Raw genomic sequence first — 18,827 nt, 5'->3', positions numbered from 1 at the left:
GACGCGGAGGCAGGGAGATGAGCCGAGGGGAATGTCCCGCGCTGCGGCCCCCGGGGACGTGGAGGCCATGGAGATGAGCCGAGAGGACAGTGCAACTGGCGCAGCGACGCCCGCCCGCGCACCGCTGATCGGGCGCGAGGCCGAGCTGTCGGCGCTGGCCCGCGCCCTCGACGCCGTCGAGCGGGAGCGCTCCACCCGGACCGTGACGCTCGTCGGCCCGCCGGGCATCGGCAAGAGCAGGCTCGCGCGCGACTTCCTCGAGCGGCAGCGCCAGGGCTCCGCCGCGCTGCGCGTCTACGCGGGCAGCGCCGGCGACATGGCGTCCGCGTACGGCATCTTCACGCGGCTCCTGCGCGCCCGCTTCGGCCTCTCGGACGGCATGGACAAGGACGCGGCCCGCGCCGAGGTCCGCGCGCAGGTCGCGCACGTGATGGGCGACCGCAAGGTCGGGGACGTCATCTACTTCCTCGGCCAGTTCATCGGGCTCGCGTTCGGCGACAGCCCGCTCACCCGCGCGGTGCAGGACGACCCGGCGCAGGCCGACCTCATCCGCCGCGCCGTGCTGAAGGCGTTCCTCGAGGCGGACGCCGCCCAGGGCCCCGTGTGCCTCGTCTTCGAGGACATCCACGCCGCCCACGACGACTCCCTCGCGCTCCTGCGCTACCTCATCGAGTACCTCGCGGGCCCGGTCCTGATCGTCTGCGCGGCCCGCCCGGAGCTGCTCACCCGTGAGGACGACTGGGGCAAGGTCGGCGAGCGGCGCCACGCGCTGGTCGAGCTCACGCCGCTCGGCGAGGCCGAGGCGGCGGAGCTGGCGAGGGCGCTGCTCGCGCCCTGCATGCCGCGCGGCGGCGAGGACGTCGTCGTCGTCGACGCCGCGGGCGCGGAGTCGCAGGGCCGGCCGGGCGCGCCGCCCGAGCTCGTCGAGGCGGCCTGCTCCTTCGCGAACGGCAACCCGGCGCTCATCGAGCAGATGGTCCGCATCTGCCACGACCAGGGCGTGATCGAGGAGCTCGCGCCCGACTCGGGCGGGCCGCGCTGGCGCGTGCAGCTCGGCAAGCTGTCGACGGCGCACCTCCCGATGACGGTCGAGGACGCCGTGAACGTCCGCCTCGCCGCGCTCGATCACGACTGCCGGCAGCTGCTCGAGCAGGCCGCGACCATCGGCCCGGCGTTCTGGAGCGGCGCGCTGTTCGTGCTCGGCCGGGCCGGCTGTCAGGCGCCCGAGCTGTGGGGCGAGGAAGAGAGCGACAAGGACCTCGACCGGATCAACGCCGCGCTCCGCTCGCTGTGCGACCGCGGCTACCTGCGCAAGCAGAGCGAGTCGAGCTTCGCGGGCTCGGACGAGTTCGTGTTCATGCACGACAAGGAGCGCGAGGCGCTCCAGAAGCGGATGAGCGCCGCGGCCCAGCGGCGGTACCACCACGCGATCGCCGAGTGGCTGGAGCAGCAGGTGGCGGTGCGCGCCAGCGAGGAGTTCCTCGCCGAGCTCGCGACGCACCGCGAGCGCATCGGCGACTCGGTGCGGGCGGGGCTGTCGCTGCTCGACGCCGGGGACGTGGCGCGCGGGCGCTACTCGAACGCGAAGGCCGCGGAGTATTACGCGCGCGGGCTGTCGCTGCTCGGCGACGCGCACGTCGCGCGGCGCATCGACGCGCTCCACGACTACGGCGACGTCCTGCAGCTCGCCGGGCGGATCGACGACGCGCTCGCCGCCTTCCGCGAGATGCTGACGCTCGCCTACCGGCTCGACAACCGGCGCAAGGGCGGCGCGGCGCACAACCGCATCGGGCGGCTCTACCGCGACAGCGGCTCGCTCGACGAGGCCGGCAAGCACCTCACGACCGCGCTCCGCCTCTTCGAGGGCGCGCGGGACGAGCGGGGGATCGCCTCGACCATCGACGACATCGGCAAGCTGCACTGGCTCCGGGGCGAGTACCAGGAGGCGCTGAAGTGGCTGCGCGACGCCCTCGCCCGCCGCGAGCGGATGGGCGACCGCCGCTCGATCGCGCTGTCGCTGAACAACCTCGGCCTCGCCCTGCAGGACTCGGGCGAGTTCAAGCAGGCCCTCAACACGTTCGAGCGGTCGCTCGCGATCCGGCGCGAGATCTCGGATCTGCTCGGCGTCGTGGTGAGCCTGAACAACCTCGGGATGATCGCCCAGGATCAGCGCGACCACCGCCGCGCCCTCGAGCTCTTCGAGGAGGCGCTGGAGGTGGCGCGGCAGGTCGGCGATCGCAACCGGACGGCGCTCATCCTGACGAACATCGGCGGGACGCTCTACCGGAGCGGCGATCCCGACGAGGCGGTGCGGGTGCTGCAGCAGGCCGAGGAGCTCTGCGACGAGCTCGGCGACCGGCTCGGCCTGGCCGAGGCGCGGCGCGCCCTCGGGAAGGCCTACATGCTCCGGGGCGATCTGGAGAAGGCGCGTGACTCGATCAGCCGGGCGGTGGACCTGTTCGCCTCGGTCCGGAGCAAGGTGCACCTCGGCATCGCGCTGCGGACGCTCGGCGAGATCACGGCGGCGGGCGGCTGGGGCAGCGCGCACACGAAGAGCGCGCGCGCCTACTTCGCGCGGTCCGTGAGCATCTTCGAGGAGACGGGGAACGAGCTCGAGCTCGCGCGCACGTTCCAGGCCTACGCGCGGTTCCTGACGACCGACCGGAGCTTCCTGGCGAACATGGCGGCGCGGCGCGAGGCGGTGACGATGAACGAGCGGGCCGAGGCGATCTTCGCGCGGCTGAAGGTCACGTCGATGCGCTTCGAGGACGAGCCCACGCTCCCGACGGGGCCGGCGGGGCTCGCCAAGCAGCCGCCGGTCTCCTCGTCGAGCCCGGGCCGCACGCCCACCCCGGAGGAGCCGGCGTTGTTCCCGAGCCCGGGGCGGGTCTCCAGCTCCAGCTAGCTAGTGCCGCGTCGCCCGCGCGCTCGAGGACGAGCGCGGGCGACGCGGTGATACATCTGGCGGGTGAAAGCACAGCAAGAGAAGCGCGCCTCCGATTCGGTCACGACGATGACCGAGTACGTCCTGCCGACGCACGCGAACGCGCTCGGCTCGATCTTCGGCGGGCAGGTGCTCGCCTGGGTCGACCTGTGCGCTGCGATCTGCGCGCAGCGGCACACCGGCAGCACGGTGATCACCGCGGGCATCGACGATCTCTCGTTCGACCGCGGGATCAAGGTCGGTCAGGTCGTGCGCCTTGCCGCGCGGGTGACGGCGACGTTCCGCACGTCGCTCGAGATCCTGGTGTCGGTCGAGGGGGAGGACGCGACGACGGGCGACGTCTGGCCCACGGTCACGGCCTTCGTGACGTTCGTGGCCGTCGACGCGTCGCTGCGGCCGACGGCGGTGCCGCCGCTCCGGCTGGAGACGGACGAGGATCGCCGCCTCGCCGACGCCGCGGCAGAGCGGCGCGCGCGCCGGCTCTCCCGGCGCGCGGGCGGCCGCGGCGGGGCGTGAGCGCTACCTCTTCTTGAACCGGTCGGGATCCCCGAGGAACTCGAAGTGCATCGTGTCCTCGAGGTCGTCGTGGCCCAGCCAGTCGAAGCCGTAGCGCTCGAACGCCTTGATCCAGCAGCGGGGGAGGGCCGTGCGCTCGTAGGCGGTGCGCTTCTTCTCGTGGCACAGCGGGCTCGTGGGCCACGGATCGACGCAGCCGCAGCACGGATTCCGCTCGGGATCGATGTCGATGGCGGTGCCGAAGAGGTGGTTCGAGATCTCCGCGCCGCGGTAGCTGTTCGCCGTGCGGAACCCGCCGACAGCGCGCGGCGTGTAGCGGCGGGACTTGCTGTTGCACGTCGCGCGGATCCGCTTCTCGACGCAGTGGAGCGCGGGCGCGACCTTCTCGTGGATGGAGAGCGGCAGGCCCATGAACCGCACGGTCGTGGCCTGGGCGTGGGCGCTCTCGGGGTTGTAGCGCCGCGTCTCCTCGGTATCGACGTGGCCGTAACGCTCGGCGAGGTAGCGGACCGCCTTGGCGTGCTTCTTCGGGTTGAGCATGCCCTTCTGGACGAAGGTGCGCCGCTTCAGGAACTTCTGCGGGCTCTGCGGGCGGCACTCGTACTGCGGCGCCTTCTTCTTCTTGCTCTTGCCCCCGGCGGCCTCCTTGGCCTCCGCGACGGGCCCGCCGCCGAGCCCCGAGGGGCCGGCCGCGAGCAGGGCGATCGCTGCTGCCACGAGCAGATGCACCCGTGTCCGACCGTTCGCGTTCACGCGCGGAGGTTAAGCAGGCCGCGTCAGGCGCGGCAAGGACTTGCCGCAGGCGCCTGTCAGGAGAGCGCTGTCAGGCGACAGGGCGCACCCTCGCGGCAGGCGGCGCACTGCGTCGCAGCGACGGTGCCACCGCGATGGCGCCGCGGCGCAGCGGTCGATCTCATGAGGTGGTCCACGGCGAGCAGATCTCCACGAGCACGCCGTTCAGATCGCGCACGTAGGAGACGCGCTGGCCCCAGGGCATGTCGTGGGGCTCCGTGACGGGCGCGGCGCCGGCCTGAACCGCGCGCGCGAACGCCGCGTCCACGTCCTTGCTCGTGACGGCGATCTCGAACCCGGCGGGGTGCGCGCCGGACCGGTTCTTCACGAACTCGGGCAGGTGCTTCTGGACGTAGTCCTCCTGCACGAACCCGAGCGGCACGTCTCCGTGCATCTCGCAGTAATCGTTGCCGCCGGAGACGAACTTGCGCTCGAAGCCGAACGCGCGCTCGTAGAACGCCGCGGCTTCCACCGCATCGGGCACATAGACGATCACGCCACCCAGTCCTGCCTTCATGAGGTCCTCCTCGCGGGACTTCCGCCCGCGCGCCCTGGCAGCCTACGACGGCCCTCCTGACAGCGTGCTGTCAGGAGACGTGACGCGGTGTCCCTTCGCCCCGGGCGCTCTCGGATGTGTGTCTCCGCCTACGCGCGCTCGCGGCCGGAGCGGAGGTCGGTACCGTCCGGGCCATTGCCCTCGGTTGCACCGCTGAAGCGGCGTTTCATCCATGCAAGGGAAATCCGCCGTGAACCCCCGTGTTCGTGCGGTGACTCGTGTCGACATCGGGCGGCATGGCCGTTGCAATAGCGGGAGTGTTCCCTCTGCTGCGGTGGTTACCGCAAGCGGCCCCGTGTCGAGGATTTTCCGCGGCGAGCACCATGATGAAAGAGGTCCGCAGCGACCAGCAACGGCAAGCGAACGAGACGCCGATTCCCAGAAGCGGCGTCATGCGCACCGTGCCTCGAAGCGTCATGCCGGCGAGCGCGCCGGCCGCCGAGGGGCCGCTCGTGGGGCCGAACGGTGCGTCCTTCGACGTGCGTCCGTCCGACCCGCTCCTCGGCAACATCGACATCGACGCCGTGGTGGCGGGTGTCCCCGAGTTTTACGCGATGAAGGGGATGTTCTTCAACGCGCTGGCGGCGACGCTCGGGGAGCGGTTCGTGCAGGTGGTGACGACGCTGTCGAGCCCGCCGCGGGGTGGGCTTTACTTGCCGTTCTCGGACTATCCGATGCGGGACTTCCTGCGTGTCTACGACGCGGCCGCGCGGCTCTCGCACCCGAACCGGAGCTCGCGCGAGGCGTACCGGCGCCTGGCGCGGCAGCAGGTCGCGGCGTTCAGGGAGAGCGCGCTCGGTCGGATCACGATGCACCTCGCGACCGACCCGGGCGCCGCGCTGATGCGCTACACGGGCAGCCTCGGCGCGCTCGTGAAGGGGCCGTCGGCCAGGGCGCGGCAGCTGGGTCCGTCGGAGGTGCAGATCGACATCAGCAGCTTCCGCGGCACGCTGGAGTACCCGCTGGGCAATTTCGAGGCGCTCGTCATGGGATACGGCGCCAAGCCGACGATCTCCGTGGATGTGCGAGGGCCGGACGCGCTGCAGTTCGTGGTGAGCTGGTAGGGCCGCGCGCGGGGCGGTAAGGGGCGGTCAATCCGGTCGCAAAGCCGATCGCGAGATCCCGTGGCGAGATCGGGTGTCGCGGAGACCGACGTACGCGAGGCGCATTCGTCCACGCGCTGACCGACAGCTCAAGAGTCGATGAGCCATCTCCCCTCATCGCGGCACCCCCCCTCGTCCGAGCCTCAGCCCCGAGTCGCAGCTCCCCGAGCGGGCAGGTGCAACGTTCCCATCGCGCTGCATCTCCCGCCGATTCCCCGCCCGCGTCCTCCCGGCCGACCTTGCGCCCGCCCCCTCCCCTTGCGAGGGTCTCTGCCGGGCCGCCGGGCCCGTCCCGGGGACCACGCCAGATGACCACCAGCGAGATCGCGCTCTTCGTCTACGACAACCTCATGAAGGGCGAGGACCAGCACGAGTGGCTCTCGGCGGCACGCCCGCTCGGGGAGGCGAGCACGATCTCCCGGTACGCGCTCGTCGACCTGGGCACGAGCGGCGCCCTCGTCGAGGGCGGGCTCGTTACCGTGACCGGCGAGCTCTACGCCGTCGCGCCCGCCGCGCTCGCCGCGCTCGACGTGCACCGGGGACACCCGATCCTGCACCGCCGCGCCGCCGTTCGCCTCGCCGACGGGCGGGAGGCCCAGGCCTACCTCCTCTCGATGGAACAGGCCGCAGGCTGCCGCCGCGTCCGCGAAGGCGACTGGCGGAAACGTCGCGGCGCGCCCGGCGCCGCGCGGACCCGCGACAACAGCCCGCTCGTGAGCTGGGCCAAACGCCGCTTCGATCCGTCCCGTTGATCGCCGACAGCTCGGCCCACAGCATGGACCGCCCGCCTCCGTCCGCTCGCTCACGCCGCCCGAACGAGGTCGATGCGCCATCCGCTCGAGCGGCACCTCCCTACGCAGGTGCTAGGCCAAGGTCCGAGGACGCGTGACGATGATCTCGGCGCATGACCGGACCCCGGGCACGAACGGAGAGCCCGCAGCGGCCTCCGCCCAGCTCGCGGAGGCGATCGTCGAGGCGTCCGCCGCGCTCTCCGGGAAGCTCGATCCGCAGCAGCTCCACGACACCATCGCCGCGCAGGCCACCCGGCTGCTCGGCGCCGACCTCTCGCTCCTCCACGGCACGCGCACGCGCATGCCGACAGATCGCCCGCGCCCCCTCCGCCTGCTCGCCTCCTCCGGCTTGCCGGGTGCGCTCGCCGGGGCGCTCGACGACCTCACGAGCACCCCGTCCCTCGCCCTGAGCGCCGCAGAGAGTCGCCGCGTCGAGCAGGCAGCGGCGGACGACGCGGCCCTCGATCGCTTCGCCGATATCCGCGCGATCGAGACCTGCCTGAAGGCCTGCTGGGTGCTGGCCGCCCCCCTGCTCGGCGCAGACCGGCTGCTGGGCGTCCTCACCTGCGCGTTCAGCGGCCGCAGCGCGCCCTCGCTGGAGCTCCTCCCGCGCGTCCAGGCCCTCGGCGCGCTGTTCGCCCTCGCCCTGGCGGCCGCCGAGCGCGAGGTCGAACGGGGCGCCGAGCGCCGCCTCCACGGCGCGCGCGTCGACGACGCCGACGCGCGCGCGCAGGCGGAGCAGCGCGCCGAGGCGCTCCACCGGGACGCCCGGGCCGCGGCCTGCGAGGCGGACGCCCGCCTCGCGGCGGAGCGGCAGTGGCTGCGCAGCATCATCGAGGACTTCCCCGTCGCGATCGCCGTCTTCGACGAGCGCGGCGACCGCTCGCTCCTCGCGAGCCGCCGCTGCGAGCAGCTCTGCGGCGGCCCGCACCCGCTCACGACGCCCGCGCCCGCCCAGCGCGCGCTCCTCTGCGCGCCGGGCGGGCAGCCCCTTCCGCACCACGAGATGCCCCTCGTCCGGGCGGCGCGCGGCCAGGGGACGACCTGCGCGGAGCTGTGGTTCCGGAGGACCGACGGGAGCCACGTCCCCGTCGTGGTGAGCGCCGGCCCCATCCGCGACGGCCAGGGCACGATCCTCGGCGCCATCGCCAGCTACGAGGACGTCACCCATTTCATGGAGCGCGAGCGGCTCCGCGAGGAGTGGATCACCATCGTGGCGCACGACCTCAAGCAGCCGCTCACCGCGATCACCGCGTGCGCGGGCGTGCTGTCGCGAAGGTCCGAGGCCGCCGACATCAGGCCGTGGAGCCAGAAGATCCTGGCCAGCGTCCAGCGCCTCGAGCGGATGACGGGGGATCTGCTCGACGCTTCAAAGATCGAGGCGCGGCGCTTCTCCCTCGACCGGCGGCCGACGGACCTGCGCGCCCACCTCCGCGACGCCGTCGAGCTCGCCGCCGCGGAGCGGCCGGAGCGCGACGTCGTGCTCACCGCGGACGACGACGTGCCGCTCGTCCACGTGGACGAGGCGCGCATCGAGCAGGTGATCGGGAACCTCCTTGTCAACGCCGCCAAGTACGGCGACCCCGCCGCGCCGATCCGGGTGACGCTCTCGCGCCGCGACGCCGAGGCGGAGATCGCCGTCGAGAACCGCGGGCCGGGCATCCATCCGGACGATCTGCCGAGGCTCTTCCAGCGCTTCCAGCGGCTCGCGTCAGCCCCGTCCAGGCGGAGCCCGCCCGGGACGGGCCTCGGGCTCTACATCTGCAAGGGCATCGTCGAGGCGCACGGCGGTCGCATCTGGGCGCGGAGCGAGCCGGGCGAGACGACGGCCTTCCACTTCACGCTCCCGCTCTCGGACGCGCCCTCGAGCGGCGACTGATCCCGCGCCCGCGGCGCCCTCCGCCGCGACGGCGGACACGCGAGCGCCGCGCCCGCGGCGCCCTCCGCGGCGACGGCCGACACGAGGTCCGCCGCGACCGCTCAGCCGTTCTGGATGCGCGCCACGATGGCGTCCGTGAGCGCCTTCGTGTCCGACTTGCCGCCGAGGTCGCCGGTGCGCACCCCGTCCACGTTCAGCGCCCCGTCGATCCCGGCGCGCAGGCGGCCGGCGAGCTCCTGGTGACCCACGTGGTCGAGCATCATCGCGGCGGCGAGCATCAGCGCGATCGGGTTCGCCACGCCCTTGCCGGCGATGTCCGGCGCCGAGCCGTGCACCGCCTCGAAGATGGCGGCGTGCTGGCCGATGTTGGCCCCCGGCGCCATGCCGAGGCCGCCGATGAGGCCCGCGATCTCGTCCGAGAGGATGTCGCCGAAGAGGTTCGTCGTGACGATGACGTCGAACTGCCACGGGTTCAGCACGAGCTGCATCGCGCACGCGTCCACGATGCGCTCGTCGGTCGCCACGCGGCCCTCGTAGCCCTTGCCCACCTCGCGCGAGGTCTCGAGGAAGAGGCCGGTGAGGGCCTTCATGATGTTGGCCTTGTGGACGATGGTGACCTTCTTGCGGCCGTGCTTCTCGGCGTAGTCGTAGGCGAACTCGGCGATGCGGCGCGAGCCGACCCGGGTGTTCACGCCCGAGCCGATCGCCACCGCGTGCTCGTCGCTGCCGATCGGGATGTAGTGCTCGAAGCCCACGTAGAGGCCCTCGAGGTTCTCGCGCACGAGCACGATGTCGATGTTCTCGTAGCGGCCGCCCGGGACCAGCGTGCGCGCGGGCCGCACGTTCGCGAAGAGCTTGAACTCCTGCCGCAGGCGCACGTTCGAGGAGCGGTATCCCCCGCCGATCGGCGTCTCGAGCGGCCCCTTGAGCGCGAGCTGCGTGCGGTGGATGCTGTCGAGCGTGGCCCGGGGCAGGGGATCGCCGGCCTCCTTGACGCCGGCCATGCCGGCCACGCACGTCTCCCATTCAAAAGGCGCGCCGAGGGCGTCGAGGGCGCGCAGCGTCGCCTCCACGATCTCGGGGCCGATGCCGTCGCCGGGGATGAGGGTCGCAGGGTGCTTCGGTGAGGTCACGGTCTGTCTCTTCTCGGGCTCGAGGTGATCGTCGCGTTGACGAGGAAAGTCGCACACATAGCCGAGGTGCGCGCCGCGATCTACCTCGCCGGAGCGGCGGGACGCGCCGCCGCTCCGGCGAGGTAGATCGCGGCCTCACCCCCTTGGCCCGCCCTCTCGTCTCGTCGGCCGCTCGTCGCTCGTCGGCCCCTCGCGAGATTGCCCGCCGGGCGCAAGTTCCCTTGAGGTTCCCCGTTCGCGCCGCCATCATGACGCGCGTCCATGATTTGCCCGCGCTGCCACCGCGCGTACGCCGACCGCTCTTACGGCTTCTGTCCCGACGACGGCTCCCGCCTCGTCGAGTCCCTGTCGTCCGCGCCGCCCGCGCAGCCGACGCGGCAGTTCGGCGCCGTCCTCGAGGATCGCTACGTGATCCAGGGCTTCATCGGCGCCGGCGGGATGTCGCGCGTGTACCTCGCGGTGGACAGCCGCACGAAGGAGCAGGTCGCGATCAAGATCCTGAACCGCAACTTCGCCGCGGACCGGACCCAGCGCGAGCGGTTCCTCCGCGAGCTCGAGGTGGCGGCCGAGCTCGGGCACCCCAACATCATCCGGGTCCTCGACGCGGGAGAGCGCAAGGACGGTTCCCCATTCATCGTGCTCGAGCTCCTCACCGGCGAGTCGCTCGGCGTCCTGCTCCGCCGCGAGGTGGCCGTGAGCGAGGCCGTCGCGCTGCCGCTGATACGGCAGGCGGCGTCGGCGCTCGCCGACGCGCACGCGGTCGGGATCGTCCACCGCGACGTGAAGCCGGACAACATGTTCCTCGTCCGCTCCCCGAGCGGCCCGCGCGTGATCAAGGTGATGGATTTCGGCTTCGCCAAGCTGAGATCGGGCCCCGTGACCGCGGCCGGCCTCGTGCTGGGCACCGTCCCCTACATGGCCCCGGAGCAGGCCCTCGCCGATCCGGTCGACGGCCGCACCGACATCTACGCCCTCGGTATCACGATGTTTCGCATGCTCGCCGGCCAGCTGCCCTTCTCCTCGCCGGACGACGTGGTGGTCGTCGCCCAGCACGCCTGCACGCCGGCCCCCCGGCTGAGCACGATCCGCCCCGGCATCGACCGGCGCCTCGAGGCGCTGGTCGCCACCGCGCTCCGCAAGCTGCCCGGGAACCGCTTCGACTCGATGCAATCGCTCCTGGAGGACGTCGAGCGCATCCTCGGCGCCCGTCCCGGCGAGCCGATCGGCGCGCCGCTCCGGAAGAGCCCCGACGTCTACGAGCCGGTGAACCCGGCGGCGCGCGAGGCGCTCAAGTTCCTGCGGCGCCAGCTGCCCTGAACGGACAGGCGGTCTCCCCTCCGGCGCGGATGCGCCGATGCGCTGACGGGCCGATGCAGGGTCACCGCGCGCCGAGGTCCTCGACGCGGTAACCTTCCGGATACGTGCGGCTCTTCATCCTGGTGAGCAGGCGCGGCGAGCGCCGGCGCGGCATCGCCCGCAGCAGCGGGCCGCGCGCGCGGAGCGCCGCCGCGACGATGCGGCGCAGCGCGGGCGGCGGCCGCGGCAGCCCGACCGCGTCGAGCAGGGGATCGTCGATGAGCGCGTGGATGACCTGCGCCCCGAGCGGCCACAGGGCCTTCGGCAGCACCCAGCCGAGCATGAGGTCGCGCGTCGCGACGGCGAGCCGATGGTTGTTCTCCGAGAACCGCAGGTGCTCCGCCTCGTATTCGAGGTTGAAGCGCTCGAACGCCTCGAAGCTCGGCGGGATGTCCTGGATGTTCATGAGCGTCCCGACCTGCTTCCAGTAGTGATATCCCGCGAGCTTCTCTTTCCGGGTCAGCGGCCGCCAGCCGAAGCGCTCGTTCCAGCGGACGGGCTCGAAGATGAAGGTCGACAGCGTGTACAGGTACTCGTCGTTCGGGATGGTGTAGCGCCTGTGCTGCTGGTTCATGCGCCGGAGCGCCGCCCGGCCGCGCTCGCTGTCGTATCCGTTCTCCAGGATCTCGGAGAGGATGAGGGTCGTGTCATCGTAGCGCTTCTGGGTGCGCTGCAGGAGCTCCCCTGTCTGCACCAGGAGCGGTGTGCCCTTCGCGATGCCGAAGACACGGAGCAGCGCGAGCTCGAGGCCGCGCTGCGTGTCCCACGGGAAATCATAGTATGTCGTGAGAAACGCGATTTCTTGATGGTCCTTGACCGGATCGAGGTTCGCCTCGATATGGTCGCGGATCGCATAACGGGATCGCGATTCGGGAGGAGTCCAGCGCATGGAGAGATCTCCTGATATGTATCCGCTCGATGACTCCACTGTGTCTATCATATCTCCGCGGTTCCTGGCGGAAACGTTGTTGAGCCGGTGCGGGTGCTGCCAATGCGCCGAGGTGGAGCCGACGAGGTGGGGACGGAAACCGGGCGCCGTGGCCATGACGCGGGGACGAGGCGAGGCGGCCGGCGCCCCGCGAGCCAGCTGTTCAGGCCTTTGCGAGCGCCCCGGCCGCCGGGGCGGTCGCGGAGGACGGGCCGGAGCGCTCGGGCGGCTCAGCGGTGCGGGCGCCGGCGCTGGGGCGGCCTGCGCGTGCGCGGCCTGCGCGAAGGTGGCACCCTAGCTCCGTGCGGCCTGTCATTGACGACATGATCCAGGAGCTCCTTACGCGCCATCGGTCGACCGGTCGGGTGGACCTCAACGACATCGCCGACGTCATCGACCGCCGGCCGGTCTCGTATGAGGAGGTGGAGTACATCATCGACCAGCTCGAGTCCGAGGGCCTCCGCGTGGCCGAGCCGCTGGACTCGGGCGACGTCGAGGTGCTCCACGTGGTCCTCGGGAGCGCGAGGCGGCTCGCGGCCGAGCTTGGGCGCACACCCACGATCGGCGAGATCGCGCTGGCTTCTGGCCACGCCCCGCACACGGTGCGCCGGGCCCTGGAACAAGCCGGGCGTGCCAAGACTTGTTGAAGAGGACGCGTGGAGGCCACGCCGGACGCAGCGCGGCGCGGCAAGACGCGGCAAAACTCGGCGAGACCCAGCAAGGGCATGCAGAACGAGCAGAACGAAACGGAGCCAAACAAAACGAAAGCGCCGCGCCGTTGAGGGCAGACCGGAGCTCTACAGCAGTGTTACTATGGTGATGGAGGGGTGCTCTGTAGCCGTAGTCGATTGTCTCCTCTACGCGTCAGGGAAGGAAGGCTGGCCCGATGAACATTACGATCACGTTCCGGCACATGGTGGGTACCGAGGCCGTCAAAAAGTATGCTCACGAGAAGGTCGCCAAGCTCCAGAAATTCCTTAGGCAGGCGATGACGGCGCAGGTCACCCTCTCCGTCGAGGGCCTGACCCACGTCGCCGACGTCCGCATCTCCTCCGGCAGCCTGGCCTTCCAGGCGACCGAGCGGGGTGAGGACATGTACGCGTCGATCGACATGGTCCACGACAAGATCGAGCGGCAGATCCGCGATGGAAAGGGGCACACCATAGCGCGCAAGCGCGGCGGTACGAGCGCCGGAGAGTACGCCGCCGAGGTGGAGAGGGAAGCGGTGGCAGGGGCGGGACGCACGCGATCCTGAGCCGCCGAGTCGGCGGGGCGCACCCCATCCGAGCCGCCGCGCTCGCTGTCGCGGCGGTGGCGGCTCTCCGCAGGTGAGCCGCAGCGCTCGCCGTCGCGGCGGCGGCGGTCTCCCGCAGGCGAGCCGCCGCGGCGTCGAACGGCGATCGTCGCTGCGGGCCTGATCCCGCACCCGAGCGCGCAACGCGCCCGAGGATCCCGCCGCCCGCGCTGCGGCGGTCGTCTGCGATCACGAGGCGAAGGACGCTCCCTCCGGGGCCGCTGGCCGCGATGGCGTCCTTGAGTCGCGTACCCGAGGTCCCCAGGGTACGATGGCCACCGTCGGCGCGCCTGGCCCTGGCCGAGCGCCGCGCCGTCCGTGCCACGGGCGCCACTCCAGAGCCCTCTCACCTCTCCCGAGCGCCGAAATCAGCATGCAAGTCTGCGACATCTTGACCGCGCACCAGGTATCCGTCGCCAGCGAGCAGGAGGGGGTCGTCCGCTCCAAGGCGGACGCGCTCCACCGGCTCGCCGCCCTGCTCGCGACAGCGCAGCAGGGGGTCAAGACCGAGGACATCGAGCGCGTCCTCGCCGAGCGCGAGCGCCTGCAGTCCACCGGCGTCGGCAGCGGCGTGGCCATCCCCCACGGCGCCATGGAGGGCGTCGAGCGGCTGATCGGCGCCGTGCTGCTCTGCCCGAAGCCGATCGACTTCGACGCGATCGACGGGGCGCCGGTGTCCATCCTCGTCGCCGTGATCGGGCCGAAGCGGGCCACCGGGGAGCACCTGAAGACGCTGGCGCGCATCTCCCGCCTCCTGCGGGACGAGGCGTTCAGGAGGCGGCTGCTCGGCGCCTCGACCGGGCGGGCGGCGTTCGAGCTCATCGCCGCCGAGGAAGGGAGGTCGGTATCATGAGCAGCTCGCGCGGCAGCACACAGGAAGGGGACGGAGGCGGCCGGGTGCCCCCCACCGGCGCAGGGCGGCCCGACCGCCCCGCCCTCACGGTGCGGAGCCTGATGGCCGACGAAGGGCTCGGCATCGAGCTCACGCTGATCGCCGGGGCGGCGGGCCTCGACCGGCCCATCATGAACACCCGCATCCAGAAGTCGGGGCTCGCGCTCGTCGGCCACTTCCACGGCATCGTCCCGACGCGGGTGCAGATCCTCGGGCAGACCGAGCTCTCGTTCCTGCACAAGCTCACCCGCGAGGACCGGCTCCTGTCGCTGCGCGGCTTCTTCGAGCTCGGCCTCTGCTGCGTCATCATCACGCAGGGCGACCAGCCGTTCGAGACCAACGGCTCCGGCATCGGCTTCGTCCCCGTGCCGGAGCTCGCGCAGTGCGCCGAGGAGAGCGGGACGCCGCTCCTCGTCTCGGCGGTGCGGTCGAGCGTCACGATCACCGCCCTGCACGCGCTGCTCGACGACCGCCTGGCGCCGCGCATCCGTCTGCACGGCGTGCTCGTCGACGTCTTCGGCGTGGGCCTCATGCTCGTGGGATCGAGCGCGATCGGCAAGAGCGAGTGCGCGCTCGACCTCGTGATGCGCGGCCACCGGCTCGTGGCCGACGACGCCGTGGAGTGCGACTACCGCCCGCCCGGCATGGTGTTCGGCGCCCCGGCGGAGCTCCTCCGGTACCACCTCGAGGTGCGCGGCCTCGGCATCCTCAACGTGAAGGACCTCTTCGGCGTCACCTCGATCCGCGAGCGCAAGAGGATCGACGTCGTGGTGAAGCTGGTCGAATGGTCGAAGGACACCGAGTACGACCGGCTCGGGCTCGACGAGCGGTACCACACCATCCTCGGCGTGAAGATCCGCGAGCTCGTCATCCCGGTGCGCCCGGGCCGCGATATGGCGTCGATCCTCGAGGTCGCCGCCCGCAACGAGCTCCTGAAGAACGCCGGGTTCCACGCGGCGCGCGAGTTCTTCGGCAACGTCGAGGGCGAGCTGCTCCGCGAGCGCTCGGCCGAGGAGTCGTCGGTCCCGCCGCCGGTGCGGCTCGCGGAGGAGGGGGCCCCGCGCCACGCGGCGCCGCACGGCCCGCCCCGGCCGCCGCGGCCGGGGCGGGCCGTGCAGAGCCCGCCGAGCAGCGCCTTCCGGCAGCCCGTGGAGCGGGGGAGGCCGCCCCCGCTCCCGGAGCGGCCGAGCCCCGGGTTCGACGCCACGGAGTCGTCCGTGAGCCTGCCGCGGCCGAGGAGGCGAGGGTGAGCGGCGGAGGCGATCCGCAGCCGCCCGCGCAGCCGCCGCCCGACGGCGCGACGTCGCGCGTCGTCGTCGTCACGGGCCTCTCGGGCGCGGGCAAGTCGACGGCGCTCCACGCCCTGGAGGATCTCGGCTTCTTCTGCGTCGACAACCTGCCCACGTCGCTCGTCCGGCCGGCGGTCGAGGCGTGCGAGGCGGGCGGGATCACCCGGATCGGCCTCGGCATCGACGTCCGGGTGGGCTCGTTCCTCGCGGGCGCCACGGCGGCGCTCGACTCGATCCGGGTCGGCCGCGACGTGGTGATCCTCTTCCTCGACGCCTCGGACGAGACGCTGCTCCGGCGCTTCAGCGAGACCCGGCGCCCGCACCCGCTGACGACCGGCGGCAGCGGCGCCATCGCGATGCTCGACGGCGTCCTCCTCGAGCGCGAGCGGCTCGCGTCGCTGCGGGCGAGGGCGACCATCGAGCTCGACACGACGCGGCTGTCGACGCACGACCTGCGCCGCGTCGTCATCGAGCGGCTGCGCCCGGCGAAGGTCGATGTGCCCCGGATGTCCACCCGGTTCATCTCGTTCGGCTACAAGTACGGCATCCCGCTCGACGCCGATCTGCTCTTCGACGTCCGCTTCCTCGACAACCCGTATTTCGTCCACGGCCTCCGCGAGCTGACGGGCAACGACGAGCCGGTGCGGGAGTACATCCTGAAGAACGCCGATGCCCTCGAGTTCATCAGCAGAACGGAGGGGCTGCTCTCGTTCTGCATGCCGCGCTACGCCAGCGAGGGAAAGAGCTATCTCACGATCGGCATCGGGTGCACCGGGGGCCGGCACCGCTCCGTCGTGCTCACCAACGTGCTCAGCGACAGCCTGCGGCGGAAGACGGGGCTCCCGATCACGGTCGTGCACCGGGACGTCGCCCGGGTGAGCAGTAGTGTAGTACCCTCGGGGGCGGGTGAGGGCATGGCCGGGACGCCCAGCGTGGATTTCCGGCGGGTTCAGCCGGGAGCGGCCGCGCCGGAGTCTCGCCCGGCGTCGGACAAGAGCGTGACGGGGGGCGAGCGGTGACGACCGAGCCGGTGACGATGCGGTTCACCATCATCAATGTGCGCGGGCTGCACGCGCGCGCCGCGACGAAGCTGGTGCAGCTCGCCGGCCGTTACGACTGCGAGATCTCGCTGATGGGGCCTGATGGGCAGTCGGCCAACGCGAAGAGCGTGATGGGCGTGCTCCTGCTCTGCGGCTCGATGGGCACCGTGATCGAGGTCCGCGCGACCGGCGATCAGGCCGCCGAGGCGGTCTCCGCCATCGGCGCGCTGATCGCCTCGCGCTTCGGAGAGCCCGAGTGACGCGCGGCCGGAGCGCGTTCTCCGCGGGGGCCCCGGGCCCTCATACCGCCCCGGCGGACGCCGCCCGCGGCGACGCGACGGCGTCCGGCGTCCGGAGCGACCCGGAGCCGCCCGGGGCCCAGGACCCGGCGGCGCCCGGCGCCCGGGACCCGGCGGCGCCCGGCGCCCGCGGGAGCTCGCTGCCGCCCGGCGCCCGGACCGAGACGCTGCGGGGCATCTCCGGGTCGCCCGGAGTCGCCATCGGCGCCGCCGTCGTGATCGGCGGGCACAGGACGGATCACCCGCGCCGCCGCGTCAGCTCCGGCGAGATCAAGGCAGAGATCGGGCGCTTCGAGGCCGCGGTCGAGCGCGCGCAGGACGAGCTCCGCGACATGTCGAAGCGCGTCGGCGATCACCGCGCCGAGGCGTCGATCCTCGAAGCGTACCTCTTGATGCTCGGCGACGAGGTGCTCGCCGACGCCGTGAAGCGCCAGGTCACCGAGGAGCGGCAATGCGCCGAGTGGGCGGTCGTGACCGCTTGCGAGGCGATCGCCGGCCGCTTCGCCGCCCTCGACGATCCGTACCTGCGCGAGCGCAGCCACGACGTCATGTTCGTCGGCGAGCGCCTGCTGCGCGCCTTCAGCCTCCCGCCCCAGGAGCCGCCGTCCTCGCGGGACACCTCGCCGCTCTCCACCCGCAGCCTGATCGAGCTGCAGAACTCGATCGCCATGCCCGCGACGTTCGGCGCGGCGCTGCCGCGCTTCTCCGGGCCGACCATCCTCATCGCGCACGATCTATCGCCGGCGGACACCGCGGCCATGGTCGACGAACCGGTCGTCGGCTTCGTCACCGAGGTCGGCACCCGCACGAGCCACACCTCCATCATGGCCCGCGCGCTGGAGATCCCGGCTGTGGTCGGCGTCAGCGACGTGCTGCAGCGCGTGATCACGGGCGACGTCGTCGTGATCGACGGCCTGCGCGGCTCGGTCATCGTCCGCCCCGGGCCCGCCGAGCTCGCCGAGGCGCGCGCCCGCGCCGAGCGCCTCGGCGCGCTCGCCAAGGCGCTCTCGGAGTCCCGGCACCGCGCGGCCCAGTCGAAGGATGGGGTCAAGGTGTCGCTCCGGGCCAACGTCGAGCTCCCGGCCGAGGCGATCCTCGCGCGCGACCAGGGCGCCGACGGCATCGGCCTCTACCGGACCGAGTTCCTCTACATCGATCGCACGTCTCCCCCCTCGGAGGACCAGCAGTTCGAGATCTTCCGCGCCGTCGTCGAGGCGCTCCGCCCGAAGCCGGTCACGCTGCGCACGTTCGACATCGGCGGCGACAAGTTCGTCTCCACCTTCCAGGTGCCGCCGGAGATGAACCCGATGCTCGGCCTCCGCGCGGTCCGGCTCGCCCTCTCGCGCCCCGACGTCTTCCTCGAGCACCTCCGCGCCATGGTGCGCGCCTCCGCCTACGGCGACGTGCGGATCATGATCCCCATGGTCGCGGGCCTCGGCGAGCTCCGTCAGGTGCGCGCGCTGCTCCACCGCGCGCAGGAGCAGGTGCGCGCCCGCGGCCAGCCGTGCGCCGACGAGATCCCGCTCGGCGTGATGATCGAGGTGCCCGCGGCGGCGATCATGGTCGACCATTTCGCGCGCGAGGCCGCGTTCATGAGCCTCGGGACGAACGACCTCATCCAGTACGCGCTCGCGGTCGACCGGACCAGCCGCTCGCTCGCCTACCTGGCCTCGCCCTTCGATCCCTCGATCCTCCGGCTGATCACGAAGGTGATCCGGGCGGGGCAGGAGTTCGGTCGCCCGGTGTCGCTCTGCGGCGCCATGGCGAGCGACCCGCTCGCCGCCCTGCTCCTGCTCGGCCTCGGCCTCCGCGATTTCTCGATGGAGGCGGCGGCGATCCCTGAAATCAAGGAGACGCTCCGGCGCGTGACGGTCGCCGAGGCCGAGGCGGTCGCGGCGGAGGCGCTCGCCTACGCCACGGCGGAGGAGGTCGAGTGCTGCGTCGCCGCGGCGTTCGCGCCGGATCTCTACGATCTGCTCACGGGAGAGCGCGACGCGCGGTGACCTGCGCCGCGG

Annotated in this window: 17 protein-coding genes; 13 read left to right on the top strand and 4 right to left on the bottom strand. The window is 72.1% G+C overall.

The window, feature by feature from the left end; all coding sequences use genetic code 11:
• Positions 1-31 precede the first annotated feature (31 nt).
• Positions 32-2,905 carry an ATP-binding protein gene (locus tag WMF36_RS30630; RefSeq protein ID WP_437574305.1) on the top strand — a complete coding sequence of 958 codons (2,874 nt, stop codon included), beginning with the start codon at positions 32-34 and terminating at the stop codon, positions 2,903-2,905.
• Between the two features lie 63 nt (positions 2,906-2,968).
• Positions 2,969-3,460, top strand: coding sequence for an acyl-CoA thioesterase (locus WMF36_RS30625; protein ID WP_437574304.1), 492 nt, complete (start codon positions 2,969-2,971; stop codon positions 3,458-3,460).
• 3 nt (positions 3,461-3,463) lie between these two features.
• Here WMF36_RS30625 and WMF36_RS30620 read toward each other — a convergent pair whose 3' ends face one another.
• On the bottom strand, positions 3,464-4,177 hold the full coding sequence (locus tag WMF36_RS30620; protein WP_437574303.1) for a M15 family metallopeptidase: 714 nt from the start codon (positions 4,175-4,177) through the stop codon (positions 3,464-3,466).
• A gap of 196 nt (positions 4,178-4,373) precedes the next feature.
• Positions 4,374-4,769, bottom strand: coding sequence for a VOC family protein (locus WMF36_RS30615; protein WP_437574302.1), 396 nt, complete (start codon positions 4,767-4,769; stop codon positions 4,374-4,376).
• Positions 4,770-5,200: 431 nt separating this feature from the next.
• Between WMF36_RS30615 and WMF36_RS30610 the strand changes: the two genes are divergently transcribed.
• The 3 genes from WMF36_RS30610 to WMF36_RS30600 all read left to right on the top strand — a co-directional run bounded on the left by WMF36_RS30610 (position 5,201) and on the right by WMF36_RS30600 (position 8,581).
• Entirely contained in the window at positions 5,201-5,872 is a 672-nt protein-coding gene (locus WMF36_RS30610; RefSeq protein WP_437478378.1) for a DUF2378 family protein, read from the top strand.
• A 347-nt stretch (positions 5,873-6,219) separates the two neighbouring features.
• Positions 6,220-6,663: a gamma-glutamylcyclotransferase family protein gene (locus WMF36_RS30605; protein WP_437574301.1), complete on the top strand. Its 444-nt coding sequence runs from the start codon at positions 6,220-6,222 to the stop codon at positions 6,661-6,663.
• Between the two features lie 139 nt (positions 6,664-6,802).
• The gene (locus WMF36_RS30600) at positions 6,803-8,581 is read left to right on the top strand and encodes an ATP-binding protein (protein ID WP_437574300.1); all 1,779 of its coding nucleotides are present in this window, start codon (positions 6,803-6,805) and stop codon (positions 8,579-8,581) included.
• Between the two features lie 101 nt (positions 8,582-8,682).
• Here the strand turns inward: WMF36_RS30600 and WMF36_RS30595 are convergent, their stop codons facing one another.
• On the bottom strand, positions 8,683-9,714 hold the full coding sequence (locus tag WMF36_RS30595; protein ID WP_437574299.1) for an isocitrate/isopropylmalate dehydrogenase family protein: 1,032 nt from the start codon (positions 9,712-9,714) through the stop codon (positions 8,683-8,685).
• Between the two features lie 261 nt (positions 9,715-9,975).
• Between WMF36_RS30595 and WMF36_RS30590 the strand changes: the two genes are divergently transcribed.
• The gene (locus WMF36_RS30590; RefSeq protein ID WP_437574298.1) at positions 9,976-11,031 is read left to right on the top strand and encodes a serine/threonine-protein kinase; all 1,056 of its coding nucleotides are present in this window, start codon (positions 9,976-9,978) and stop codon (positions 11,029-11,031) included.
• 61 nt (positions 11,032-11,092) lie between these two features.
• Here WMF36_RS30590 and WMF36_RS30585 read toward each other — a convergent pair whose 3' ends face one another.
• Positions 11,093-11,959, bottom strand: coding sequence for an oxygenase MpaB family protein (locus WMF36_RS30585; protein ID WP_437574297.1), 867 nt, complete (start codon positions 11,957-11,959; stop codon positions 11,093-11,095).
• A gap of 341 nt (positions 11,960-12,300) precedes the next feature.
• Between WMF36_RS30585 and WMF36_RS30580 the strand changes: the two genes are divergently transcribed.
• From WMF36_RS30580 to ptsP, 7 genes are all read left to right on the top strand, one after another.
• Positions 12,301-12,645, top strand: coding sequence for a sigma-70 domain-containing protein (locus tag WMF36_RS30580; RefSeq protein ID WP_437574296.1), 345 nt, complete (start codon positions 12,301-12,303; stop codon positions 12,643-12,645).
• Positions 12,646-12,884: 239 nt separating this feature from the next.
• On the top strand, positions 12,885-13,253 hold the full coding sequence (hpf, locus tag WMF36_RS30575) for a ribosome hibernation-promoting factor, HPF/YfiA family (RefSeq protein ID WP_437574295.1): 369 nt from the start codon (positions 12,885-12,887) through the stop codon (positions 13,251-13,253).
• Positions 13,254-13,665: 412 nt separating this feature from the next.
• Entirely contained in the window at positions 13,666-14,145 is a 480-nt protein-coding gene (locus WMF36_RS30570) for a PTS sugar transporter subunit IIA (protein WP_437574294.1), read from the top strand.
• Positions 14,142-15,434: an HPr(Ser) kinase/phosphatase gene (gene hprK, locus WMF36_RS30565; protein WP_437574293.1), complete on the top strand. Its 1,293-nt coding sequence runs from the start codon at positions 14,142-14,144 to the stop codon at positions 15,432-15,434. The genes WMF36_RS30570 and hprK overlap by 4 nt, the downstream gene beginning before the upstream one ends.
• Positions 15,431-16,492 (top strand): RNase adapter RapZ, encoded by a 1,062-nt coding sequence (gene rapZ, locus WMF36_RS30560; RefSeq protein WP_437574292.1) that lies wholly within the window; start codon positions 15,431-15,433, stop codon positions 16,490-16,492. The genes hprK and rapZ overlap by 4 nt, the downstream gene beginning before the upstream one ends.
• Positions 16,489-16,773 carry an HPr family phosphocarrier protein gene (locus tag WMF36_RS30555; RefSeq protein ID WP_437478347.1) on the top strand — a complete coding sequence of 95 codons (285 nt, stop codon included), beginning with the start codon at positions 16,489-16,491 and terminating at the stop codon, positions 16,771-16,773. Before rapZ ends, WMF36_RS30555 begins: the two co-directional genes overlap by 4 nt.
• On the top strand, positions 16,770-18,815 hold the full coding sequence (ptsP, locus tag WMF36_RS30550) for a phosphoenolpyruvate--protein phosphotransferase (protein ID WP_437574291.1): 2,046 nt from the start codon (positions 16,770-16,772) through the stop codon (positions 18,813-18,815). The genes WMF36_RS30555 and ptsP overlap by 4 nt, the downstream gene beginning before the upstream one ends.
• The last annotated feature ends 12 nt before the right edge of the window (positions 18,816-18,827 follow it).

Origin of the sequence: Sorangium sp. So ce887 (assembly GCF_051521455.1) — a bacterium.
In the GTDB taxonomy this organism is placed as follows: Bacteria; Myxococcota_A; Polyangia; order Polyangiales; family Polyangiaceae; genus Sorangium.
This window is presented reverse-complemented; position numbering and strand designations above follow the sequence as displayed.